Genomic DNA, 24,719 nt, shown 5'->3' on the forward strand with positions numbered 1-24,719 from the left:
AAGCCCTGCACCGGGCGGAGTGAACCGCTCAGCTGGGGATGGCCTGTTCCGTCCAGATGCACTTGCCGGTGGGGGTCTGGCGGGTGCCCCAGCGCCGGGCCATCGCGGCGACCAGTTGCAGGCCCCGGCCGCCCTCGTCGGACAGCGAGGCGTGGCGGAGGTGCGGGGTGGTCAGGCTGCTGTCCGAGACCTCGCAGATGAGGGTGCGGCTGCGCAGCATGCGGAGGCTGATGGGGCCTGTGGCGTGGCGGATGACGTTCCCGACCAGCTCGCTGGCGATGAGTTCGGTGGTCATCTCCAGCTCCGTCAAGTGCCAGGCTTCGAGCTGTTGGCTGATGTGGCGGCGGGCCAGACCTGCGGCGATCGGGTCCTCCGGCAGCGGCCATTCAGCGACGTCCTCGGGCGCGAGCCGGTGGGTGCGCGTGAGGAGGAGGGCGGCATCGTCGCTGGGACCGCGGCCGAGGGGGATCAGGGCCTTCAGCACCGTGTCGCACAGGGAGTCGAGGTCGTCGGACTGGCCGGTGCGCAGGATCCGGGCCAGGGCAGTCATGCTGTCGCCGATGTCGCGGTCACTGGATTCGACCAGGCCGTCGGTGTACAGCGCCAGCAGGCTCCCCGCCGGGAGGTGGGTTTCGACGGTGTCGAAGGGGGGTGCGGCCACCCCGAGAGGGGGGTCGGGGACGGCAGAGGGAAAGGCAACGGTGCCGTCGGGATGGACGATCGCGGGTGAGGGGTGGCCGGCGCTGGCGTAGGTGAAGAGGCCGGCGACCGGGTCGTAGATGCCGTACAGGCAGGTGGTGAAGCGGTCATCGCCCAGCTCGGCGACGATGTCGTTGAGACGAGCGAGAAGCTCGTCGGGGGGCAGTTCGAGGTCGGACAGGGTACGGACCGCGGTGCGCAGGCGGCCCATCGTGGCGGCCTCGGACATGCCGTGGCCCATCACGTCCCCGATCACCAGCGCCACCCGGTCCGCGGACAGCGGTATGACGTCGTACCAGTCGCCACCCACCTCCGTGGCGGTTCCGGCGGGCAGGTAGCGGGCGGCGCTCGTGGCGGCGGGCAGTGAGGGCAGCGCTCGCGGGAGCAGAGCGTGTTGGAGGGAGTGGGCGCGGGTGATGGCGTCGTCGTACAGGCTTGCCCGATCCAGCGCCTGTGCGATCAGCCCGCTCAGCGCGGTCAGAAGTGTCCGCTCGTCGTCCTCGAAACGACGAGGCTTGTCGAACGAGACGACGGCTGCACCGATTTCGCGGTCCGAGACGGTCAACGGCAGGAATACCCAGGCTTGTGTGCCGCTGAGTGCCGCCAACTCCGCCAGCTCGGGGCAATGATCGGCCTGCAGGTCTGCCGATACGTTGAACTGCGGTGTGCGGGTGCGCAGTGCTTCTCTCACGGGTGTGGCGAGCGCGGCCGACAGCCCGTGCAGACGTTCGCGCAACGCGGCCGGGTAACCCGCGGAGCCGACGACGTTCATCCGATCGCTCTCCAGCGTGGAGACAACGAGTCCGGTGGCGCCGAATGCGGGCAGCACGCTGTCGGCCACCGCCGTGACCACGTCCTCCCTGCTGATCGCCTTCGCCAGTTGGAGAGTCAACTGGCCGACCAGAGTGGCCCGTTCGGCGGCGGCTCGCTGAGCCGCCTCGCGCATGCGCCGATCGGTGATGTCGGTGATGTACACCGTCAGGCCGCCGCCGGGGACGGGGACCAGCCGCACGTCGTACCACCGGTCGCTGTCCGGCCACTGCACATCGAAACTGCCCGGACTCCCCTCGGCCACGGCACGGTGGCACCGCTCCTCCAGGCCGTGCATGCCGCCGAGGGCCGGGACGTCCCACAGCAGCCTGCCGACCAGGCGCGGTGAGGAGCCGAAGAGGCTCTCGGCTGCCACGTTGGCGAACTCGATCCGCCACTGGCCGTCCACAGACAGGAAGCCATCGCTCATGTGCCGCAGCGCCCGGCTGACCGACTCGGTGGCGGCCCGGGTCTGCGTGATGTCCCACACGGTACCGACCAGGTGTGACGGCTCTCCGTCGTCGCCCAGGACCACACCGCGGCGCATCCGGACCCAGCCGTAGGAACCGTCGCCCCGACGCAACCGGAACTCGTACTCCAACGGGGTGCGAGAGTGGAGCGTCCGGTCCGTCACACCCAACATCCACGGCAGGTCGTCCGGATGGACCCGGTCCACCCACGATTCGACCCGCCCGTCGAAACTGGCCGGATCGATGCCGATCTCCTCCAGCAGCACGTCGTCGATGGCGAGATCGCCGGTATGGATGTCCCAGTCCCAGGTCCCCACCGCTACGGTGCGCAACGCCCGCACCTGTCCCGGGTCCGGCTCCAGCAGGGCGGGCGGAACTCCTTCCGGCTCGGGGGAAACCAGCCGCAACCGTCCCGCCGCCCACCGAGCCACATCCTCGAAGAACACCCGCTGCGCGGCGTCTGGTTCCCCGGACGACCGAGACGTCACCACGGACAGCACGCCGAGCGAGCCCGCCGGCCCCGGCAGCGGTACCGCCGCGATCCCCGCCCCCGCAGGCGCGCCCGCGAGGTGGGAGACGGTCGGTGTGTGGACGAAACCGGGCTCGGGCGGAGCGATGCGGGGGAGCCATACGAACGCGGCCTCCTGAAATGCCCTGGCAGGGACCGCCGTACCGTCCGTGGAGATGTCCCTCCAGGGCCGGGTGAAGGCCCGGGACAGCCCGCTGCTCGCTATCAGCCGCATGCTGCGGATGGCCTCGGCCCCGTGCAGGTGGGCCATGCCGCCCAGCCCGCCGAGCTCGGCCCCCGCATGATGCAGCGCGGCCAGCAGCACATCACGGTCGTCCTGCTCGTCCTTGATCGCCGCGAGCATCTGCAGTCGCTCGACCCTGACGGTCTCGCGGTCGCCCGAGATTCCGTCAACACTCACGGTCGTCTCCGTCGTCCACTCAGGATCTGGGAACTTCAGTCACGTAAGAGAATGAACCAGCCTAAAATCGCCATAACCCTTTTGTAAGAATACTCGTCGTTGCCGTACCTCGTGGCCGAGCGCCCACCTTCGCCGCGGCAGCCGGAGGATTGCCCCCGCCCGGGGCGGTGGGAGCCTCTTGGGTTGCCGTTGGTCCGGCGACGGTGCTGATCGCCGGCCCGGCTGGACCTACGCCCCATGGGCAACAACACGACCACCCTTCGCTACGGTGACGTGGCTCCGGGTGGGTCGGCGATGAGTCAGCGGGTGAACTCGCGCAGCAACTCCGCCATGCGGGTCGGCTCGTCGACCATCGCGCCGTGCCCGCTCCGCTCCAGGATTTCCACCCGCCAGCCAGGTAGATCGCGCTCACGGAACCACTCCGTCCACCGGGGGTCGGTGAGTCTGTCGTGGGCGCCCCGCAACAGCAGCACCGGAAGTGTGATCTCGGTGAGCCTGTCGCGGAAGTCGATCGAGGGCAGTTGAGCGAAGTACCGGGCGGCGATGTGCACCGGCATGGCGAGGGTCTGCTCGAAGATCCAGCGTGCGGTAGCCGGGTCCGTGTGATGGAAGAAGATCTTCGCAGTCTCCAGCTGGGTGGGCACCCAGCTGGAGACAATGCCGGTTCGCATCTGCTCGTACGCCTCGGGGGGAACACCGCATTCCTCGCCCTCGGCGCGTAGGAAGGTCGGCAGCGCCGGGTTGATGAGCGCGAGGCGGCTGATTCGGCCCGCGCAGTCGTGGTCGAGCACTGCCTTGAGGCTGACCGCGCCGCCGAGCGAGTGCCCCACCAGAGTGACGTCGGTCAGACCCAGTCTCTCGGCCAGGCGGACGACATCCCCGGCCAGCTCGGCCAGGTCGTACGCGGAGTCGGGTTTGTCCGAGGCGCCGTGGCCCCGCGGGTCGAACGTGACGCAACGGTGGGTCGGCGAGAGCCGGTGGACCAGCCAGTTCCACAGGTCCAGGGTGTTGGAGAATCCGGGGTGGAAGAGAAGCGTCGGCCCGTCGCCGGCCACGCGGTAGTGCAGATTGACGCCGTCCGCTACGGAGATGAACGACATGAGACATCCTCTCGGGCCGCGGCGTGGCTGCGCAGCATGGTACGCAGAGTGACGCCGGTCAGCAGATCGCCGCGCCAAGGACTCCCGACACCGGCCTCGACTGTCCGCTTGCCCCGTAAGGGATGCCGGGGCCGCCCGAGTGGGCGAGCGGTTGTCATCGGGTTTGCTCTCGCTGCTTCCGCTCAGCATGGCGTGGACACCTCGTCGACACGGTAGCGATCCGCGTGCTGGATCGCTGCTGGATCGTGTTGCGCGCCGGCCAATCACCGCAGGTCACAGCTGCGTACGCAGTTCGAGCATCGACTCGGAGGGTGAGCCCTCCTCGTCGGGTACGTACGCAGCACCGGCCGCGAAGGTGGTTCGAAGCCGTGACCCTGAGCGACAACTGTCGACGCAATGCTGACGTGAATGTCAGTGACATCAATGTTGGTGTCGTACCTGCCACGCCCGCCTGCGAACGCGTGGCGGCTTGTCAAGCGCGATCACCTCCGGGCTACCTGTGCCGGGGATGCCGCTCTCGTGCCGGAGCTGTACGGGGGCTACCGAAGACGTTCCGCTTCAACGTCTGGCGTTCCGCGCGGTCCGGCGAGCGTTCCGCAGGACCCGCAGGGTGTCCAGGAGCGGAGGGCTTGCGGAGCCGTGCAGCAGCGCCGCTCCGCGCGCCAGTGCCGCGTCGGCGGTCAGGAGCTCGATCTCGACGAATGCGTTCAGCAGTGCCCGGCCGGGGGCCGAGACCTGGGTGGGCAGATCACGGGCTGCCTCCAGGGCGGTCCGGGCCGCACTCACCTCGTGCTCCACCAACGGGCGCATGCCCGGCGGCTCATGCCCGGCCACCAGGTCCGCCTCCGTGACCGAGAAACGCGCCAGTGTCTGAGCCGGAATGCCCGGTCGCCCTTCCGCGAGGTCCTCGGCGAGATCATTGACGAAGTCCAGTCGCTGGCTGCCGTCGATGAGCGTCCGGCATGTCGCCCGGTACCGGCCGTCAACGTCCTCGGGACACAGCAACACGGCAATCAGCATGAAGCCGGGAAGTGAGTAGGCGTCCACGTAGGCCTGGTAGTCGGCCTCGGAGACGAAGCCGCTGAACTCCAGCTCGGCGCCGGCTGTGGACAGATACTCCTCCACGGCTCCCCGAAGCTGCGGATGCGCGGCGACTGTGTGGAGCAGGGTGCGGATCAACGGGTCGTCGGCCACGCCCGTTTCCAGTGCCTTGCGAACCCGCTGCTCCCAGGATGCCCACGCCGCGATCCGCTGCGGCTTCGGGCCGGTGTCCAGCAGGTTGTCCCCGTGGTGCATCACGGCCGTCGCGGCCACCACATGCGGCAGCACCGACGGCGGCAGCAGCAAACGGGCCGCCAGGTAGGAACTACGGCGGAACCGTGACACCAGCCGACGCGCGTGGGCGTAGTCGTTGCGCAGCTGCGCTTCCCGGACCCCAGCCGCCGTCAGGCTCCGCTGCCACGTGGTCAACTTCGTCACCATCCCTGGCATTGCTGGCATTGGTAGACCTTCCAGGTGCAGTTCGCAGTCCTTCGTCCCGGAAGTGACCTGGACGCGCAGGCCTCCCGCTGTCGCGAGGGCGCGAAGCTATCGGCGCAGCCGGCGTCGGCCGTGATTCTGTCACGTAGGAAATGCGCCGCCTCCTGCGGAGGCCGCCGCCCCTCGTCCCCGCCGAGGCCGTGGCTGTCGGTGCTCCGTGGCTGTCAGTGCTCCGTGGAAGGATGCGCGCATCGGGTCGGACGGCTCAAGAGGGGCGCGGTATGGCGGGTGTGGAGGGGAGTGGAAGGCCGGGTCCGGCGCGGCCGGGGAGTCCCGGCGAAGCCCTGCCGGTCGGCCGACGGGCCAGGGAACTGGTCGTCGCGGGCGCGCGGTTGTACGGCGCCGCGCGGGCCGTCCTCGCCGATCACGCGCGGGCGATCGAAGCGGTACGGGCGGCTCTGGCGCCGATACATGCCGAACTGGTCGCCGGGGAGCTGGAGTCCATCCCCGTCTCGCGGCTGAAGGACGTCACCGAGGGGCGGTTGCGGCTCGGCGCGCTCGAGGCGGCGGGGTTCGAATCGGTGCGGGCGGTGTACGGGACGAGCCGGTACGAGCTGCGGCAGCTGCCCGGCGTAGGAGCGCAGACCGCCGACCGGGCGCTCGCCGCCGCGCGGCAGATCGCGCGCGCGGTGGAGGAGACCGTCTCCGTGCGGATCGACGTCGATCACCCGGAGCCCCGGACGACCGCCCTGGTCATCGCGTTGCGCACCCTCGTCGAGGCCGGTCCGGACCTGCGCCGGGCCGTGGACGCGGCCACCCGGCTCGACGAGCGGCTCGGCGCGCTGCTGCCGGCGGCCCGGCCTGCCGGAGGGCGGCTGCGGATGGCGCTCGCGGGGCGGCACCGGCGCGAGAGCGCGTGGGCGGCGGTCGTGGAGCTGCGCGAGCTGACCACCGGCGCCGCCGCCAGGGACGTACGACTGCTGCTGGCCCAGGCGTCGGCGGACCTGTTGCGCGAACCCGCCTCCGACATCGAGGCGTGGGTCGACTTCGAGCTGCGGTCCACGGAGTACTACAGCCAGCTCGCCGAAGTCTCGCAGCAGCGTCCCGATGTCGAGGCCTCCGAGGGATTCCTTCCGTCGGAGGTCGCCGAGCGGGTGCACAAGCAGGAGCTGGACGACACGCATCGGCGGGTCTCGCTGCGCGGCTATCAGGCCTTCGGTGCCCGTTTCGCGCTGGCCCAGCGGCGGGTCGTCCTCGGGGACGAGATGGGGCTCGGGAAGACCGTGCAGGCCATCGCGGCGCTCGCGCACCTCGCCTCGGACGGGCACAGCCACTTCCTGGTGGTCTGCCCGGCCAGCGTGCTGATCAACTGGACGCGCGAGATCGGCGCACGCAGCACCCTGCGGGCCCTGCCGGTGCACGGAGCCGAACGGCTGGACGCGTACGAGGAGTGGCGGGAACGCGGGGGTGTCGCGATCACGACGTACGACGTGTTGCACAGTCTCCCTGAACCGAGGGGCGCAGAGAGCGCCAACGGCAGCAAGCCGGGGATGCTCGTCGTCGACGAAGCGCACTACGTGAAGAACCCCGACACCCGTCGGTCCAAGGCGGTCGCCGCCTGGACCGGGCACTGCGACCGTGTCCTGTTCCTCACCGGTACGCCCATGGAGAACCGTGTCGAGGAGTTCCGCACCCTTGTCCGCTATCTTCAGCCCGGCCTTCTCCCCAGCATCCACAACGGCTCGGCGGCCGCGGGCCCGCATGTCTTCCGCAGGTCCGTCGCCCCCGCGTATCTGCGTCGCAACCAGCAGGACGTCCTCACCGAGCTCCCCGCCCTCCTCCAGGTCGACGAATGGGAGGAGTTCGGCGCGGCGGACCGGGCGGCGTACCGCAAGGCCGTGCAGGACGGGAACTTCATGGCGATGCGCCGTGCCGGGTACGCCGACGCGGAGAGGTCGGCGAAGCTGCAGCGGCTGCGGGAGCTGGTCGCCGAGGCGGCGGAGAACGGTCTGAAGGTCGTCGTGTTCTCGTACTTCAAGGACGTCCTCGCCACCGTCCGGCATGCGCTGGGGGAGGGGATGTTCGGCCCGATCTCCGGTGCCGTTCCCGCCGCGCGCAGACAGCGTCTGGTGGACGACTTCACGGCCGCGCCCGGGCACGCGGTGCTGCTCTGCCAGATCGAGGCCGGCGGCGTCGGCCTCAACCTGCAGGCGGCGTCCGTGGTCATCCTCTGCGAGCCGCAGGTCAAGCCGACCATGGAGCACCAGGCCGTGGCCCGTGCCCACCGCATGGGCCAGGTCCGCCCGGTCCAGGTCCACCGCCTCCTCGCCACCGACAGCGTCGACCAGCGCCTCCTGGACATCCTCAAGAACAAGACCCGCCTCTTCGACGCCTACGCCCGCCGCAGTGACACCGCCGAACACACGCCGGACGCCGTCGACGTCTCGGACAGCGGCCTCGCCCGCCGCATCGTCGAGGAGGAACAGCAGCGCCTGGCGGGCGGGGTTTCCTAGGACGCCCGAACGCCGGAACGACTCGCCACCCGAGACTCGACAGCCGCCTAGTGCGCCAGCCCCGTCTTCACCCCCGCCCCGCACAACGGCACGACCGCCGACCGCTCCCCGAGCACGCCCTCCCGGACGGCGGCCCAGCACGCCACCCCCGTCGACTCGACATACAGCCCCCGTGATGCCAAGTCCGTCTGCGCGTGCCGGATCTGATCCTCCGTCACCGTCAGGAACGCGCCACCGGAGTCGCGCACCGCGCGCAGGATCTGGCGGGCCCGCGGCGGACGCGGGATCGCGATGCCTTCGGCGAAGGTCGGCGCCGCCGGGGTCACCCCGATCAGGTCCTCGGCGCCCGCGTGCCAGGCTTCGGCGAGCGGGGCGACCGCGGCCGCCTGGACCGCGTAAAGGGCCGGTCGGCGGTCGATGAAGCCCGCCGAGTGGAGTTCCGCGATGGCGAGGGCGGCTCCCAGGAGCAGGGTGCCGTTGCCCACGGGGACGACGATGACGTCGGGGAGGCGGCCGCCGAGGTCCTCCCAGAGTTCGTGGACATAGGTCTTGGTTCCGGCCAGGAAGTAGGGATTGAAGACATGCGAGGCGTAGAACACGCCTTCCTCGTCCGCGGCCTCCCGCGCGGCCGCCGCGGTGGCCTCACGGTCGCCGTCGACCACATGAACCCGCGCCCCGTGTGCCCCGATCTGCTCCAGCTTTTTCGCTGACGTGCCCTCCGGGACGTATACGGTGCACGGCAGTGCGGCCCGCGCGCAGTACGCGGCGATCGCCGTCCCCGCATTGCCGCTGCTGTCCGCGAGCACCTGCCGGGCACCCAGCCGCACGGCCAGCTCGGCGAGGAGCACGGCGCCGCGGTCCTTGAACGACAGCGTCGGCATCAGGAAGTCGAGCTTGGCCGAGATGCCGTCCCGGAGCGGGACCAGGGGCGTGCGGCCTTCGCCCAGGCTGATGGTGGGGGCCGTCAGCGGCAGGCACTCCGTGTAGCGCCAGAGTGAATTGACGCGTCCTGTCAGGGATTTGAGGGTCGCCGGGGTCGGAGCGAAGTCCAGGTCGAGCGGGCCGCGGCAGGCCGGGCAGCACCAGGCGAGCGAACCGGCGGGGACGCGGGTGCCGTCCACCGGGCAGAAACAATCCGGCAATGGTGTCATGTGCGCAGATTAGATGCGCCGGTTGGTGACGTTGTGTCATGACTGGCATATGGCGCCCGTGTTACGTCCTTGCAGGACCCTTGTGGAATTCCTGTGGAAGCCTCAATCTTTCGGCTGACGCACAGGCGTTGTACAGGGTCCGAACGGGATCTGTACGGCGATCTGCACGGCGGATTGGCGCGACGGATCAGCAGTACGGATCGGCAGTACGGGTTGACATGACCCTGTCTTGTTTGCGTCTCCAGTACCCCCACCACCAGCGCACCACCGATCGAGGAGGATCCCTCAGATGGCAGTGATGCGTCACACGCGCCGAAGACTGGCCGGCATAGCAAGCGCGGCCCTCGTCCTCGGAGTCGTCTCCACCCTCCCCGCGAACGCGGCACCCGAGCGAGTGGGACAGATCCAGTACGCCGGCGCCGCCAACGCGATCGCCGACAGCTACATCGTGACCCTCAAGGCGGACGCCGCCAGGGCCGGGTCCACCGAGGGCAAGGCCCTCGCCAAGGAGTACGGCGCCACGATCGAGCGTACGTACAAGAAGGCCCTGAACGGCTACGCGGTCGAGGCCACCGAGGCCGAGGCGAAGGAGTTCGCCGCCGACCCCGCGGTCGCCTCCGTCGTCCAGAACCGCACCTTCCACATCAACGCGACCCAGCCCAGCCCGCCCTCCTGGGGCCTGGACCGCATCGACCAGAAGACGCTGCCGCTCAACAGCAGCTACACCTACCCGGATTCGGCCGGGACGGGCGTGACCGCCTACATCATCGACACCGGCGTACGCATCACGCACAGTGACTTCGGCGGCCGTGCCTCCTACGGCTACGACGCCGTCGACAACGACAACACCGCGCAGGACGGCAACGGCCACGGCACGCACGTCGCGGGCACGGTCGCCGGAACCTCGTACGGTGTCGCGAAGAAGGCGAAGATCGTCGGCGTCCGCGTCCTCGACAACGCCGGCTCGGGAACCACCGCGGGCGTCGTCGCGGGCATCGACTGGGTCACCCAGAACGCGGTCAAGCCGGCCGTCGCCAACATGTCGCTCGGCGGCGGCGCGGACACCGCGCTCGACACGGCCGTCCGCAACTCCATCGCCTCCGGCGTCACCTACGCCATCGCGGCCGGCAACAGCAACGCGAACGCGTCGAGTTACTCGCCCGCGCGCGTCACCGAGGCCATCACGGTCGGCGCGACCACGTCGACCGACGCCCGCGCCAGTTACTCCAACTACGGCACGGTGCTGGACATCTTCGCGCCGGGCTCCACGATCACCTCGTCCTGGAACACCAGCGACACGGCCACAAGTTCCATCTCCGGTACGTCGATGGCGTCGCCGCACGTGGCGGGCGCGGCGGCGGTCTACCTGGGCGACAACCCGACGGCCACGCCCGCGCAGGTGGCGACGGGGCTGATCAACAACTCGTCGACCGGTGTGGTCACCAGCGCCGGCACCGGCTCGCCGAACCGGCTGCTCAACGTCGTCGGCGGTACGACCACTCCGCCCCCGACCGGCTCGCGCTTCGAGAACACCGCCGACTACGCGATCGCCGACAACACCACCGTGGAGTCGCCGATCACGGTGAGCGGTGTCACGGGCAACGCACCCGCTGCGCTGAGCGTGCCGGTGAGCATCGTCCACACGTACATCGGTGACCTCCAGGTGCAGCTGATCGCACCCGACGGCACGGCGTACACGCTGAAGGCGTACACCACCGGCGGCAGCACCGACAACATCAACACCACCTACTCCGTGAACGCCTCCACCGAGGTCGCCAACGGCGTGTGGAAGCTGCGGGTCAGTGACAACGCGGCACAGGACGTGGGGCGGATCGACTCCTGGGCCCTGCAGTTCTGAGCCCTGGAGCCCTGGAGCTCTGAGTCCTGATCGGCGGTAGTCGACCACTCGTGTACTCGTCCTCGCGGTGCGGCCTCGGGTCCCTGACCCGGCCGGCCGCGAGGACGAGGCATGAGGTGCGGCGCGAGGGGGACGCCGGGTGCGGCCCCCGCATTCCGCCGCGTCCCGTGCCGCGTTTACGATGCGCCAAGCCGTACTGCCGTTCGTATCGCGGTTTGTACGCCGAACCCGCACCCGCCCGGACCAGGAGCAAGGTACAAGTGGCCATACCCCCGCCGCCCGGCCCCCAGCAGCCCGAGGGCCAGTACCCGCCTCCTGGGACGCCACCCGGGACGCCTCCCGGGCCGTACCCACAGGCTCCGTTCCCCCAAGGCCCGTACCAGCAGCAGCCGTTCCAGCAGCCGTTCCAACAGCCGTACCAGCCTTGGGGCTACGGCTACCCCGGGGCCGTCCCGCCGGTGCCCGTCAACGGGCTTGCGATCTCCGCGCTCGTGCTCGGTCTTCTCTGCTTTCTGCCCGGCGTCGGGCTGGTCCTCGGGATCGTCGCGCTGGTGCAGATCAAGAAGCGGGGCGAGCGTGGCAAGGGGATGGCGGTCGGAGGCGTGGTGGTGTCCTCGCTCGGGATGGTGCTGGCCCTGCTCGCGGTCACCACGGGCGGCGCGCGGGACTTCTGGGACGGCTTCAAGGAAGCGGCGAACGACTCGCAGAGCAGCACCTTCTCGCTCGACAAGGGCGACTGCTTCGACGTGCCGGGCGGTTCGCTGGAGGGCATGACGTACGACGTCGACAAGGTGCCGTGCGCCGGTGAGCACCAGGGTGAGGTGGTCGCGAACTTCCTGGTGAGCGACGGAAGTTATCCCGGTGACAGCGTGATCTCGGACACCGCCGACGACAAGTGCTACACGCTCCAGGACACCTACGCGATGGACACCTGGGCCGTCCCGGCCGACGTCGACCTGTACTACTTCACTCCGACCCGGGAGAGCTGGGGCCTGGGCGACCGCGAGATCACCTGCGTGTTCGGGAACGTGGAGGAGACCGCCAGTCTGACCGGCTCGCTGCGCCAGGACGCCACGACGCTCGACGCGGACCAGCTCGCCTACCTGGAGGCCGCGCGGGTGCAGGACGCGGCGATGGACTCGGTGCCCGACACCGAGTACGTCGAGGACGATCTCCCGGGTCACAAGGAGTGGGCGACCAGGGTGTCGGACGCGCTCACGAAGCAGACGGGCATGCTGCACGACCACACCTTCGCCCCCGACGCGGCCACGCCCCTGGCCGCCCTCGTGAAGGACCTCGAGTCGGCGCGGGCGGAGTGGGCGAAGGCGGCGGACGCGGCGGACGTGGACGCCTTCTACCTGCACTACGAGAAGGGGCTGGACCTCACCGACCCCGCGAAGACCGTCACCACGCGCGAGGCTCTGGGCCTGGCCACCGCCCCGCCGTCGTACGGCTGGGACGACGGCTCGGCGGACGACGGCGGAGGCGACCCCGATCTGGAGGTGTGACGGCGGCTGTACCGGGGAGAAAGTGCCTGGGTAAAGCCCTCGGCAAGCACAAGTCATCACATCGAGTGAATCTTTGGCCTTTGCTTGCGTGAGACAACCCACGGTTGCCAGGCTGTTGCTGTCTGTACAACCTGATGGGAGCGGCCAGTGACATTCGGTGAGCAGCCGGCCTACCTGCGCGTCGCGGGTGATCTCCGCCAGAAGATCGTCGACGGTTCACTGCCCCCGCACACCCGCCTCCCCTCGCAGGCCAGGATCCGCGAGGAGTACGGCGTCTCCGACACGGTCGCGCTGGAGGCGCGCAAGGTGCTGATGGCCGAGGGCCTGGTCGAGGGCCGCTCCGGGTCGGGCACGTACGTACGGGAGCGTCCGGTGCCGCGCAGCGTCGCCCGCTCCGGATACCGCCCGGACAGCGGCGCGACGCCGTTCCGTCAGGAGCAGGCCGACGTCTCCGCGCGCGGCACCTGGGAGTCCCGCAGCCGGCAGGTCGAGGCCGGCGCCGCGATCGCCGAGCGGCTCTCCGTCCAGCCCGGTGACCGCGTGATGTGCACGAACTACGTCTACCGGGACGGGGGCGAGGTGATGATGCTCTCCACGTCCTGGGAGCCCCTCGCCGTCACGGGCCGTACGCCGGTGATGCTCCCCGAGGAGGGCCCGCTCGGCGGCATGGGTGTGGTCGAGCGCATGGCGGCCATCGACGTGATCGTGGACAACGTCACCGAGGAGGTGGGCGCCCGCCCGGGTCTCGCGGAGGAGCTCCTCGCGCTGGGCGGCGTTCCCGGACACGTGGTCGTCGTCATCCAGCGGACGTTCTTCGCGTCGGGGCGTCCGGTCGAGACGGCGGACGTCGTCGTGCCGGCGGACCGCTACCGGATCGCGTACCACCTGCCCGTGAAGTAGCCGCGGGGAGCGCGGCGGCTGCGCCGGTGTGGCGCCGGGGAGGGTGGCGGCTGTCACCGGTGAAGGCCCCTGGGAGGGTGGCGGCTGTCACCGGTGAAGAGGCCCCCGGGAGCGCGGCGGCTGTCGCCGTTGAAGCGGCCCCGGGGGAGGTGGCAACTGTCACCGGTGAAGCGGCAGCAAGGGGCGTGTCGCGGCAGTCACCGGTGAAGTAGCCCTCAAACCAGGCCGGTTGGAATCTGGCCTTTCTCAACAGCCCTGCCCTACAAGGACTTTGCCCAGCTCGCAGGCGCGGGGAGAGCTGTTCGACGGCGCATTCGGCGGTGTGTGCCCCAGGACTCAAGTCCACTTCCTGGCTTGTTGGGTACCTCTTTGTGAAAAGCCGTGTTCGCTGCGTGAAGGTAAGGCGTAGGCTCGGGCATATGCGGATTGCGGTTTCCTTAGAGGTCGAGCCACGGCGGGGGCCCGGGGCGGGAAGTGGAGGGGCTCGATGAACGACGGCACGATCACTCTTCCCTGGCTCGTCATCCGGCAGGACGACAACGGCAATCGCTACCGTGTGGGCAGGTACGCGACCCGTGCCGAGGCCCAGAAGATCGCGGACAGTCTGGACGACCGCGGACACAGGCAGCTCTACTGGGTCGAGCGGATCGGCCAGAACGGGCAGAACGCGAGCAGGTGATCCCGACCGACGGGCGCGTCCGTGGGCGCGCGGCGCTCCCGTAGGCTCCGGCGCATGACCGAACGGACCGTGGTGGTCGGGGCCGCCCTCCTGAACAGCGGGCGACTGCTCGCCGCCCGCCGCAGCGCGCCCCCGGAGCTCGCCGGACGCTGGGAACTCCCCGGCGGCAAGGTCGAGCCCGGGGAGGCCCCCGAACAGGCCCTGGTGCGCGAGCTGCACGAGGAGCTCGGCGTCACGGCGGAGCCGTCCGGCCGCGTCCCGGGGGAGTGGCCCCTGAGAGTGCCGTACGTCCTCCAGGTGTGGACCGCGCGGCTGCTCCCCGGCTCGGCCGATCCGGAGCCACTCCAGGACCACGACGAGCTGCGCTGGCTGACACCGGCCGAGGTCTGGGACGTGGACTGGCTGGACCAGGATGTTCCCGCCGTGAAGGCGACGCTGCTGGAGTGGGACACCGGGCTGGAGTAGGGGGTCCGTAGCTGAGGGGGCGCGTGCGATGACCTTGCTTCGGCGCTTCGTACGCCGTTCGTGCCACAGTGCGCCGGCAGGCGCGGTAAGGCGTCCCGGATATCGGGTATGTGCCCATTAACCCCATGAAATCGGACATGGGTGTGCTTCGGGCCTGGGAAGTGATCGGCGTGATCGACACCGAAGGCGACTGTGCCGAGTGGACCTTTCCCGCGGAGCCGGGTGCCGTCCGCAACGCTCGCGCCGTCGTCCGGGACCAGCTGCGTGCCTGGCGGCTGGACTGCCTTGCTGATATTGCCGCCCTGCTGGTCAGCGAACTGGTGACGAACTCCCTGCGGCACGCCACGGGACCCATCGGCGTACGGCTGTTGCGGCGCGGTGGAATGCCGGACGCCCTGCTGGTGGAGGTCTCCGACCCGCTGCCCGACCCACCCCGCGAACGGGCCGCCGACGTCGACGACGAAAGTGGCCGCGGACTCCAGCTGGTGGCCAGATCCTCGCGCCGCTGGGGCACCCGCGCCGGGGAAACCGGCAAGACGGTCTGGTTCGAGCTGGTGGTGCCTGGATGAGGGGGATCGGTCCGGGTGCGCGCCAACCAATTGGTTCAGGCCACTGGCGCCGACCGGACTCTTGGATTCGACGGGGTGCCACCTGGTTAGAAGACTGGGAGTATGTCGCGGCCGGTCCAAAATCCATCGGGACCGTGCTGTGATCGTGAACACCGTGTTGTGCGGCGCCGTAGTACTGGATACTGCGGTCAGCCGCCCCCGGTGACCGGTGCCGGGCGTGGTGAGCTGGAGGGGACGGTTCGCGTGAGCGAGATACCAGCGAAGGCCACGGAGTCCGAGGACCCGTCGGACGGCGCGAGGGCTGGCGCCGTGGGTGACTCGGCCGTGGGTGGCTCCGTGGTGCGCCGATCCACCCTGTCCGCCTTGGACGAGGGAATGGGCGACACCAGGGGCGACAGGGCGGGCGACGGGATGTGGCAGAGCAGCCCGCCCGGCTCGATCTACGACTACATCAAGGTCGCCTCGTTCTCCATAGGCGCCGACGGGCTGGTCGACCAGTGGAGCCTGCGCGCGGAGCAGCTCTTCGGGATATCCGCGGACCGCGCCGTCGGCATGGACCCCATCGCGGCGTTCGTCGCCCCGGACCGGCGTGACTTCGGACACCGCAAGATGGCGGAGATCCTCGACGGCCGCGAGTGGACCGGTGTGGTTCCCTTCCGGATGCCGCCCACCGAGACCGCCCGGGACGGCGCAGAAGGCCTCGCAGAGGTCTATGTGATGCCGACCACGAACGAGGACGGCGAGCGGGCCGCCGTGTGCATCGTGGTCGACGTACGCACCCTCCGGCGGATCGAGACGGATCTTGCCGCCTCGCAGGCGATTTTCGGACAATCTCCGTTCGGCTTTCTGCTGATCGACACGGACCTGCGGATCCGGCGGGCCAACCAGCGGTTCGTTGCGCTCTTCGGCGGGACTCCCGCGGACCACCGTGGGCGCGGCGTCCACGACTATCTGCCGCGTTCCGAGGCAGAGCGCGTCTCCGCGACCCTGCGCCGTGTCCTGGAGACCGGCGACTCCATCACGGACATGCACGTCACGGGCCCCGTGCCCGGCTCCGAAGAGCGCCGCCACTGGTCCGTCAACCTCTACCGCGTGCACAGCGGCAGCGGTCGCCCCATCGGCATCGCCTGGCTCGGAACCGACATCACGGCCCGCCGGGCCGCAGCCCGCGAAGCCGCCTCCGCGCGGCGCAATCTCGCCCTTCTGAACGAGGCCGGCGCCCGCATCGGCAACTCCCTCGACCTGGAGACCACCGCTCGCGAGCTCCTCGACGTCGTCGTCCCCGGCTTCTGCGACCTCGCCACCGTCGACCTCTACCAGGGCCTCCTGGCCGGCGACGAGACCCCGCCCGGGCTCGCCGACGGCAGCGCCGAACTGCGCCGCGTCGCCTTCGCCAGTGCCGTCTCCGACGCGCCCCTCGCCGGCGGACCCGCCCCCGTCGCCGTCGGCGCCGTCCACCGCTTCCCGTTCAACTCGCCCTGCGCGGACGCCCTGCGCACCGCCCGGCCCCTGCACCTCCCCGCCGAAGAGGGCGGCCTCATCCAGTCCACGCTCGCCGTGCCGATGGTCGCCCACGACACCGTGGTCGGCCTGGTGCAGTTCTCGCGTACGAAGGGCAGCGAGCCGTTCGGGGACCGTGACCGGGCGCTCGCGGTGGAGCTCGCCGCGCGCGCCGCGGTCTGTATCGACAACGCGCGCCTGTACCGCCGTGAGCACGAGCGTGCGCTCATCCTCCAGCGGTCCCTGCTGCCCCCGGGCGACCCCGAGGCCTCCGGCCTGGACATCGCCTGCCGGTATCTGCCCGGCAATGCGGCCACCGAGGTCGGCGGCGACTGGTTCGACGTCATCGAACTGCCCGGCCACCGCACCGCGTTGGTCGTCGGCGACGTGATGGGACGCGGACTGCGCGCGGCCGTCGCCATGGGCGAACTGCGCACCGCCGTAAGGACGCTGGCCCTTCTCGACCTCGAACCGGCCGAGGTGCTCTCGGCGTTGGACGAGATCGCCCGCGGACTCGGTACGCCAGGCGGGGTCCAGCAGGCCACCCGTACGGCTCGCACATCCCGTGACGCCGACCTGTCCGAGGTCTACCTCGCCACCTGTGTGTACGCGGTCTACGACTCCGTCACGCGCCGGTGCACCTTCGCCAACGCGGGCCATCTGCCGCCGGTCCTGGTGGAGCCGGGGGAGGCCGCGCTGATGCTCGACGTGCCGCCGGGAATGCCGCTGGGCGTCGGCGGCGAGCCCTTCGAGGAGGTCGAGGTCGAACTTCCCGAAGGTGCTCTTTTGGCGCTCTACACGGATGGACTGGTCGAATCGCGCGACCATCCCCTCGACGAGGGCCTGCAAGCCTTCGTCGGCGCCCTGACCGACCCGTCCAGTCCCCTGGAAGACGTCTGCGACCACGTCCTCAACACCCTCGACACCCACCACGGCGAGGACGACATCGCGTTGCTCATGGCACGTGTCCAGGGGCTGCCCGCCGACTCCGTCGGCGACTGGACCCTGCCCCGCGAACCGCGCAGCGTGGGGCGGGCCCGCGAGTACGCACGCACCCAGCTCGTGTCCTGGGGCCTGGAACCGCTGGTCGACACCGCCGAGCTGCTGGTCAGCGAACTGGTCACCAATGCCCTCCGCTACGGCGAGGGCGAGATCAGGCTCCGCCTCCTCCTGGACCGGACCCTGGTCTGCGAGGTCTGGGACGCCGGCCTCGTCCAGCCCCGCCGCCGCCGCGCCCGCGACACGGACGAAGGCGGCCGCGGCCTCCAGCTCGTCGGCCTGCTGTCCGCCGGCTGGGGCTCACGCCGCACGCCACGCGGCAAGACGGTGTGGTTCGAACTCCCGCTCCCCGACGGGGGAAAGGCCCTGGCGGATCCGGCGGAGGCGTTGCTGAGCCTGTTCTGACGCCGGGGCGGGATCCTTACGACCCCCCGTGGGCCACCGCGAGCGGATTGCGCCCGAGGCGGGGGCGCTTAGGGTGCGGGGGACACGGGGGCGTACAGGAGGGGGCGCGGGGATGGACACAGGGATGGACACGGAGCGGACGGAATCCGAGGCGGAGAGCAGCGGGTCGGAGCGGCCGGAGTCGGACCGGCCGGAGTCGGAGCGGCCGGAGTCGGAAACGGCGAAGGAGCCCCGGGCGGGACGGCTGCCCCGGGCCTGGCGGCACCCCCGCCTCCGCTGGCCCAAGCGCATCGCCCTCGCGCTGGTGCTCCTGCTCATCCTCCCGGCCCTCGGCGCCGGCATCGCGCTGCGCGTGAACTACGCCGGAGACCCGGGCCCCGGCACCCAGACCAGAAACCGTGACGCCCTGTGGCTGGGCCACGCCTGGATCGACGGGCGGAAGGACGACACGGATGTCCAGGCGCTCGCCGAGCAGTTGCGGGACACCGGGATACGGGACCTGTATGTACACGCGGGACCCTTGGAACACGACGGGACGCTGCCCAAGTCGGCCTATCCACAGGCGGATTGGCTGATCGGGGCCGTGCACCGGGAGCTGCCCGGCGTACGGGTGCAGGCCTGGCTCGGGGACGTACTGGCGAGTGAGGGGCCGGAGGGGATGCGGCTGGAGCGGGAGGAGACGCGGGCCGCCGTGGTCGGGTCCACCGAGCAGGTCCTCGGGGCCGGCTTCGACGGCGTCCACTTCGACCTGGAGCCGCTGCACTCGGACGACGACGACTACCTCCTGCTCCTCGACGACCTGCACGCGGTCACCCAGGACCGCGGCGTCCCTCTCTCGGTCGCCGCCCACCAGATCGACCCGTTCCCCGCCGCCAACTCCATCCGGGGCGCCCTCTCGGGCCACCCCAAGTGGTGGTCCCAGGCCTACTTCGGTCAAGTCGCCGGCCGCGTCGACCAGATCGCCCTCATGTCGTACGACACGGCAATGCCGCTGGAGAGCCTGTACGGCGGATACGTCGCCCAGCAGACCTCCCTCGCCCTCGAAGTCACCCCGGAGTCAACGGACTTGCTGATGGGCCTGCCGTTCTTCCACGAGGACGACCTGAGTCACCACGGGAACGCCGAGACGGTCGAGGCGGCCGTACGCGGCACCCGTCTGGGCCTCTCCCGCACGGACCGCGACCGGGAGCGTTTCGGGGTCGCGCTGTACGTGGACTTCGCCGCCGAGGAGTCGGACTGGGCGGCGTACAGGGAGGGCTGGGTGTCGTGATCGGGGGCGCGTGACGTACGCGGGTGCGGAGGGGGGCGGGGGATGTACGGGTACTCGGGCGACTCCCGGGGCCCGCTCACGCCCGATGACCTGGCCGGACGGGCGCGGGCTGCGGCAAGGACAAGGTGACGTAAGCATTCCGCCACCCAGGTGTCATGTGTGATTTCCCCGTACGGACGCCTTTGTTGGTTGTGAACTGCCTGTGTGGGCCCTACCGTCCACTTCCCCTATCCCGTGAGGGCCACACAGTGATTCGAGCGTTACTCACCAACAAGGTTGCCCGGCGTGCGTTGCGCCCCCTGGCCGACCTCATAGACCAGCGCATAGAGCGCCAGATCCGTCGTACCGCCGGGAACTCCCTGAAGAACTCCGCGGACGCCGCGCTGCAGCAGGAGCTGAAGACGCTGCGCAGCCGCCAGCGGCCCCTGGAGCTGCTCTTCGACGGGACCGGGCGCGGCTCGTCACGGCTGCCGTCCGCACCTCATCTCAACCGCGCGATCAGTGAGTTGGCGGAGGTGACCGGCGACAGGGACGGTGCCGAGCGCAATGTCGCGCAGGCGTTCCGGCTGCTCATCGCGATGGAGGCGCTCGGGGTCGGCAGGATCGCCGGCGGCACGATGAACATCGTCGGCAAACTGTCCGCGGTGCCGCTGCTCGACCCGCCGAACGACGAGATCCTGGAGATCGGGACTCTGTACGGGATGTTCAGCGCGTCCCTGATCCGCATGATGGAGCGCGCCGGCCGTGACCCGCGTCTGACGATCGTCGACCCCCTCGCGGGGAAGCAGCTGCAGCCCGGCGCCGCCGTGGGGAACGACCCGTCGGGCACACCCGTACGGGAAGCCGCGGTGCGCACCAATCTGGCACTGGTGGGCGCGGCCGGCGTGGCGGCCCGGATCCAGCAGGGCTTCTCCGAGGACCCGGAAGTACGCGCCCTGATCTCCGACCGCTCCTACGGAGTGATCATCGTCGACGGTGACCACTCCGCCGCCGGTGTCGCGGCCGATCTGCAGTGGGCGGAACAGATCGTCGCGCCCGGCGGCATCGTCGTCCTGGACGACTTCGGGCACCCCAAGTGGCCCGGCATCAAAGAGGCCTTCGAGAAGCACATGGCGGGGGAGACCCGGCTGAAGTTCCTCGGGCAGGTGGCCCACTCCGGCTATCTCCGAGCGGAGGCGTGAGGCACCCCAAGATCTCAGGCCCGCCGCCGGATCTTGTTCCCGAGCCACACGAGAGGGTCGTACTTGCGGTCGACTGCCCTTTCCTTCAAGGGAATCAGCGCGTTGTCCGTGATCTTGATGCCCTCGGGGCAGACCTCGGTGCAGCACTTGGTGATGTTGCAGTAGCCGAGGCCGTGTTCGTCCTGTGCGGTGCGTTTGCGGTCCAGGCCGGACTCGGCGGCGGCATCCAGCGGATGCATGTCGAGTTCGGCCACGCGCATCAGGAAGCGCGGGCCCGCGAACGCCGGTTTGTTCTCCTCGTGGTCCCGGACGACATGGCAGGTGTCCTGACACAGGAAGCACTCGATGCACTTGCGGAACTCCTGCGGACGGTCCACGTCCTCCTGCCGCATCCGGTACTCGCCCGGGCCCAGCCCCGCGGGCGGCACGAAGGCCGGGACCTCGCGCGCCTTCGCGTAGTTGAAGCCCACGTCCGTGACGAGATCCCGTACGACGGGGAAGGCGCGCAGCGGGGTGACCGTGATCGTCTCCTCCGGCGTGAACACCGACATGCGTGTCATGCACAGCAGCCGCGGCCGCCCGTTGACCTCCGCCGAGCACGAACCGCACTTGCCCGCCTTGCAGTTCCAGCGCACGGCCAGGTCGGGGGCCTGGGTCGCCTGGAGGCGGTGGATGATGTCAAGGACCACTTCGCCGTCGTTGACCTCGACCTCGAAATCCGTCAGGCCGCCGCCCCGCACATCCCCGCGCCACACCTTGAAACGGGCCTCATAGCTGCTCACTCGTAGAGCTCCTCTTCGGCGAGGTACTTGACCAGCTCCTCCTTCTCGAAGAGGGCGAGCAGGTCGGAGCGGATGGGTTCGGTGGTCTCGCGGCTCAGGTCGATCTGGCCGTGCAGGGGGTCGGTAGCCGCCAACCCCCCTGTCGGATCGGTCAGTCGGCACAGCAGGTTGATGCGGCGCCAGGTGCGCTCCATCGCCGGATGGTCCTCGCGGGTGTGGCCGCCACGTGATTCCGTACGTTCCAGGGCGGCTCGTGCGACGCATTCGCTGACCAGGAGCATGTTGCGCAGGTCGAGGGCGAGATGCCAGCCGGGGTTGAACTGGCGGTGGCCCTCCACCCCGGCCCGGCGGGCCCGTACCCGCAGATCCGCGAGCTTCTCCAGGGCCGCCTCCATCTCCGGCTCCCGGCGGATGATGCCGACCAGGTCGTTCATCGTCTGCTGGAGTTCCTGGTGGAGGGTGTACGGGTTCTCGGGCGGGCGGCCACCGGGGGTCTGGGGGCCGGCTCCCGGAAGAGCACTGTCCTTCGCCGGCTCGGAGCCCTCTGCGGAGAACGGCCGCAGCGCCTCCGCCGCCGCCGCGGCGATCTCGACGTCGTCCACCGGGGGCCGCTCACCCAGCCCGGTCGCGTACTGCGCCGCGTGCAGGCCGGCCCGGCGCCCGAACACCAGCAGGTCGGAGAGCGAGTTGCCGCCGAGCCGGTTGGAGCCGTGCATACCGCCGGCGACCTCACCGGCCGCGAACAGGCCGGGTACGCCGCGCGACGCCGCTGTGTCCGACTCGACCGCGATGCCGCCCATGACGTAGTGGCAGGTCGGGCCCACCTCCATCGCCTCGGCGGTGATGTCGACGTCCGCCAGCTCCTTGAACTGGTGGTACATGGAAGGGAGCCGGCGCCGGATCAGCTCGGCGGGCATACGGGTGGAGACATCGAGGAAGACCCCGCCGTGGGCTGTTCCGCGGCCGGCCTTCACTTCGGAGTTGATGGCGCGCGCGACCTCGTCCCGGGGCAGCAGTTCGGGGGGACGCCGGTTGTGGTCGGGGTCCTCGTACCACCGGTCGCCCTCCTCCTCGGACTGCGCGTACTTCTCCTTGAAGACGTCCGGGATGTAGTCGAACATGAAGCGTTTGCCCTCGGAGTTGCGCAGGACGCCCCCGTCGCCGCGCACCGACTCCGTGACGAGGATGCCCTTCACCGAGGGCGGCCAGACCATGCCCGTCGGGTGGAACTGCACGAACTCCATGTTCAGCAGGGGTGCTCCGGCCAGCAGGGCCAGCGCGTGCCCGTCGCCCGTGTACTCCCACGAGTTCGACGTCACCTTGAAGGACTTGCCGATACCACCCGTGGCGATCACGACCGCGGGCGCCTCCAGGACGAAGAAGCGGCCGGACTCGCGCTCGTAGCAGAAGACCCCGGAGACCCGGCCCGCGGCGGAGCCGGTGTCGGATGCCGTGTCCTTCAGAATCCTTGTGACGGTGCACTCCTGATACACCTTCAGGCGGCTCTCGTAGTCACCCGTCTCCTTCATGTCCTCCTGCTGGAGGGACACGATCTTCTGCTGGAGGGTGCGGATCAGCTCCAGCCCCGTCCGGTCGCCGACATGCGCGAGCCGCGGATACTCGTGCCCGCCGAAGTTGCGCTGCGAGATCCGCCCGTCCTTCGTACGGTCGAAGAGGGCGCCCCAGGTCTCCAGCTCCCAGACGCGGTCCGGCGCTTCCTGCGCGTGCAGCTCGGCCATCCGCCACTGGTTGAGGAACTTGCCGCCGCGCATGGTGTCGCGGAAGTGGACCTGCCAGTTGTCACCGGAGTTGACGTTGCCCATGGCGGCCGCGATGCCGCCCTCGGCCATCACCGTGTGCGCCTTGCCGAACAGGGACTTGCAGATCACGGCCGTACGGGCGCCACGCTCGCGCGCCTCGATGGCGGCACGCAGTCCGGCGCCCCCGGCGCCGACCACGACGACGTCCCACTCCTGTCGGTCCACAGCGGACATCAGAAGCCCCCCTTTCCCGCTAGAAGATGCTCGGATCGTCAAAGGCGCCGGACGCGAGCAGATACACGTAGAAGTCGGCGAGCGCCACGCTCACCAACGACGCCCAGGCGAGCAGCATGTGACGGTCATTCAGCTTCCCGACCCACTGCCACATCCGGTAGCGCACGGGGTGCTTGGAGAAGTGTCTGAGTTTCCCGCCGACGATGTGCCGACAGGAGTGGCAGGACAGGGTGTACGCCCAGATCAGCACGATGTTGAGCAGGAAGACCAGGGTGCCCAGGCCCATGTGGCCCCAGTTGTAGTGCTCGTCGCGGAAGGAGAGCACGGTGTCGTACGTGAGGATCCCGGCGACGAGGATGGCCGCGTAGAAGAAGTACCGGTGGATGTTCTGGAGCACCAGCGGGAAGCGGGTCTCGCCCGAGTACTTCTTGTGCGGCTCGGCGACCGCGCAGGCCGGCGGGCTCGCCCAGAAGCCGCGGTAGTAGGCCTTGCGGTAGTAGTAGCAGGTCAGCCGGAAGCCGAGCGGGAAGATCAGGATGAGGACGGCGGGGGAGATGCCCCACCAGCTGCCGAAGAGGTCCGCGTTGGGTCCGGAGCGCATCGGCTCGCAGCGGTCCGCCAGACAGGGCGAGTAGAACGGCGAGACGTACGGCGCCGCGTAGTAGTCCGCGTCGGCGAACGCGCGCCATGTCGAGTAGACGATGAACGCCAGCAGACCGGCCGCGGTGGTGGCGGGCGCCAGCCACCAGCGGTCCGTCCGCAGGTGCGGGGCGGTGATCGCGGCGCGAGTGCCGGCGCGTACACCGCCGCTGTCGGGATGGGGTTCCGTACCAGTGGCCAACTCATGACTCCGGTCGGGTTCGCGTTCGGGTTCCGGTCCAGAGGGCGGATTCAGGGGGCTCGGCGGTCGCGGGCGCCGAGTCCCTCGTCGTCCGAGTCCGTCCACAGGGAGGTGTCGTACGGGGTGTCGGGGATGGATACGAGGTCGGGGCGCCGGGGGGCGGTCAGGCCGGCGGCGGCCTCCTTCAGCAGTGCGAGGCTCTCGCGGAGGTGGTCGGTGTCGGTGCGCACGCGGCGCATCTCCAGGCCTGGGCCTATCTGTTGCTCCAGGCGTCCCACCGACCTCGCGAGGTCGTCGAGGCAGCGCTGGACCGACTTCAGGTCGTCTTGCACGGACATGACTTGCCCTCACTTCCGGGGCGCGTCGGCCCCTCGGCGGCAACGTTCATGCGCCTGCGAGTGTTGCGCGTCACATGAGCCCGTGTGAAGGCGTGTGCATGGATTGGTGGATCGCGCGCCTCCGTGCGCCGGAGACCTTTCAGCCCGTCCGGCGTTTGAGGACGAGGCCGTTCAGGCCGACAGCGGGGGTCTGAGGGCGCAGCCCCCAGGAACAAGGGACGGGCAGGGGCGGAGGGGGCGAAAACCCCCGAGGCCCGCCCCGGCACCGGGTCCGTTGCG

Annotated in this window: 18 protein-coding genes; 10 read left to right on the forward strand and 8 right to left on the reverse strand. The window is 70.0% G+C overall.

The window, feature by feature from the left end:
- Positions 1-28 precede the first annotated feature (28 nt).
- From ACFYPC_RS01805 to ACFYPC_RS01815, 3 genes are all read right to left on the reverse strand, one after another.
- Positions 29-2,908 carry a SpoIIE family protein phosphatase gene (locus ACFYPC_RS01805; protein WP_388669073.1) on the reverse strand — a complete coding sequence of 960 codons (2,880 nt, stop codon included), beginning with the start codon at positions 2,906-2,908 and terminating at the stop codon, positions 29-31.
- Positions 2,909-3,207: 299 nt separating this feature from the next.
- Entirely contained in the window at positions 3,208-4,008 is an 801-nt protein-coding gene (locus tag ACFYPC_RS01810; RefSeq protein ID WP_388669076.1) for an alpha/beta fold hydrolase, read from the reverse strand.
- Positions 4,009-4,566: 558 nt separating this feature from the next.
- A complete protein-coding gene (locus tag ACFYPC_RS01815; RefSeq protein ID WP_388669079.1) occupies positions 4,567-5,478 on the reverse strand; it encodes a squalene/phytoene synthase family protein in 912 nt (303 codons plus the stop codon).
- Between the two features lie 290 nt (positions 5,479-5,768).
- Between ACFYPC_RS01815 and ACFYPC_RS01820 the strand changes: the two genes are divergently transcribed.
- Positions 5,769-8,000 carry a DEAD/DEAH box helicase gene (locus ACFYPC_RS01820; protein ID WP_388669082.1) on the forward strand — a complete coding sequence of 744 codons (2,232 nt, stop codon included), beginning with the start codon at positions 5,769-5,771 and terminating at the stop codon, positions 7,998-8,000.
- A gap of 47 nt (positions 8,001-8,047) precedes the next feature.
- On the opposite strand, the gene ACFYPC_RS01825 is transcribed toward ACFYPC_RS01820, so the two are convergent.
- Positions 8,048-9,151 (reverse strand): pyridoxal-phosphate dependent enzyme, encoded by a 1,104-nt coding sequence (locus ACFYPC_RS01825; protein WP_388669085.1) that lies wholly within the window; start codon positions 9,149-9,151, stop codon positions 8,048-8,050.
- Between the two features lie 289 nt (positions 9,152-9,440).
- Between ACFYPC_RS01825 and ACFYPC_RS01830 the strand changes: the two genes are divergently transcribed.
- The 9 genes from ACFYPC_RS01830 to ACFYPC_RS01870 all read left to right on the forward strand — a co-directional run bounded on the left by ACFYPC_RS01830 (position 9,441) and on the right by ACFYPC_RS01870 (position 20,485).
- Positions 9,441-11,009, forward strand: a complete 1,569-nt coding sequence (locus ACFYPC_RS01830; protein ID WP_388669088.1) for a S8 family serine peptidase — start codon at positions 9,441-9,443, stop codon at positions 11,007-11,009.
- A gap of 260 nt (positions 11,010-11,269) precedes the next feature.
- Entirely contained in the window at positions 11,270-12,517 is a 1,248-nt protein-coding gene (locus ACFYPC_RS01835) for a DUF4190 domain-containing protein (RefSeq protein WP_388669091.1), read from the forward strand.
- Positions 12,518-12,664: 147 nt separating this feature from the next.
- Positions 12,665-13,417 carry a GntR family transcriptional regulator gene (locus tag ACFYPC_RS01840; protein WP_388669094.1) on the forward strand — a complete coding sequence of 251 codons (753 nt, stop codon included), beginning with the start codon at positions 12,665-12,667 and terminating at the stop codon, positions 13,415-13,417.
- Positions 13,418-13,904: 487 nt separating this feature from the next.
- Positions 13,905-14,096: an SPOR domain-containing protein gene (locus tag ACFYPC_RS01845; RefSeq protein ID WP_388669097.1), complete on the forward strand. Its 192-nt coding sequence runs from the start codon at positions 13,905-13,907 to the stop codon at positions 14,094-14,096.
- A gap of 54 nt (positions 14,097-14,150) precedes the next feature.
- Positions 14,151-14,561 carry a (deoxy)nucleoside triphosphate pyrophosphohydrolase gene (locus tag ACFYPC_RS01850; protein ID WP_388669100.1) on the forward strand — a complete coding sequence of 137 codons (411 nt, stop codon included), beginning with the start codon at positions 14,151-14,153 and terminating at the stop codon, positions 14,559-14,561.
- A 137-nt stretch (positions 14,562-14,698) separates the two neighbouring features.
- Positions 14,699-15,130: an ATP-binding protein gene (locus ACFYPC_RS01855; RefSeq protein ID WP_388669103.1), complete on the forward strand. Its 432-nt coding sequence runs from the start codon at positions 14,699-14,701 to the stop codon at positions 15,128-15,130.
- Positions 15,131-15,373: 243 nt separating this feature from the next.
- Positions 15,374-18,034 carry a SpoIIE family protein phosphatase gene (locus tag ACFYPC_RS01860; RefSeq protein WP_388669106.1) on the forward strand — a complete coding sequence of 887 codons (2,661 nt, stop codon included), beginning with the start codon at positions 15,374-15,376 and terminating at the stop codon, positions 18,032-18,034.
- Positions 18,035-18,146: 112 nt separating this feature from the next.
- Complete coding sequence (locus ACFYPC_RS01865) at positions 18,147-19,304, forward strand: hypothetical protein (RefSeq protein WP_388669109.1); 1,158 nt, start codon at positions 18,147-18,149, stop codon at positions 19,302-19,304.
- A gap of 251 nt (positions 19,305-19,555) precedes the next feature.
- Positions 19,556-20,485, forward strand: coding sequence for a class I SAM-dependent methyltransferase (locus ACFYPC_RS01870; protein WP_388670006.1), 930 nt, complete (start codon positions 19,556-19,558; stop codon positions 20,483-20,485).
- A gap of 14 nt (positions 20,486-20,499) precedes the next feature.
- Here the strand turns inward: ACFYPC_RS01870 and ACFYPC_RS01875 are convergent, their stop codons facing one another.
- Genes ACFYPC_RS01875 through ACFYPC_RS01890 form a run of 4 tightly spaced genes read right to left on the reverse strand, consistent with a single transcriptional unit; the run spans position 20,500 to position 24,440 of the window.
- Positions 20,500-21,267 (reverse strand): succinate dehydrogenase/fumarate reductase iron-sulfur subunit, encoded by a 768-nt coding sequence (locus ACFYPC_RS01875; RefSeq protein WP_388669112.1) that lies wholly within the window; start codon positions 21,265-21,267, stop codon positions 20,500-20,502.
- Positions 21,264-23,261, reverse strand: coding sequence for a fumarate reductase/succinate dehydrogenase flavoprotein subunit (locus ACFYPC_RS01880; RefSeq protein WP_388669115.1), 1,998 nt, complete (start codon positions 23,259-23,261; stop codon positions 21,264-21,266). Before ACFYPC_RS01880 ends, ACFYPC_RS01875 begins: the two co-directional genes overlap by 4 nt.
- Positions 23,262-23,280: 19 nt before the next feature.
- Complete coding sequence (locus tag ACFYPC_RS01885) at positions 23,281-24,102, reverse strand: hypothetical protein (RefSeq protein WP_388669118.1); 822 nt, start codon at positions 24,100-24,102, stop codon at positions 23,281-23,283.
- 50 nt (positions 24,103-24,152) lie between these two features.
- On the reverse strand, positions 24,153-24,440 hold the full coding sequence (locus ACFYPC_RS01890; RefSeq protein WP_388669121.1) for a hypothetical protein: 288 nt from the start codon (positions 24,438-24,440) through the stop codon (positions 24,153-24,155).
- Positions 24,441-24,719 lie beyond the last annotated feature (279 nt).

The sequence above is a fragment of the Streptomyces sp. NPDC005808 genome (assembly GCF_042871385.1).
GTDB lineage: Bacteria > Actinomycetota > Actinomycetes > Streptomycetales > Streptomycetaceae > Streptomyces.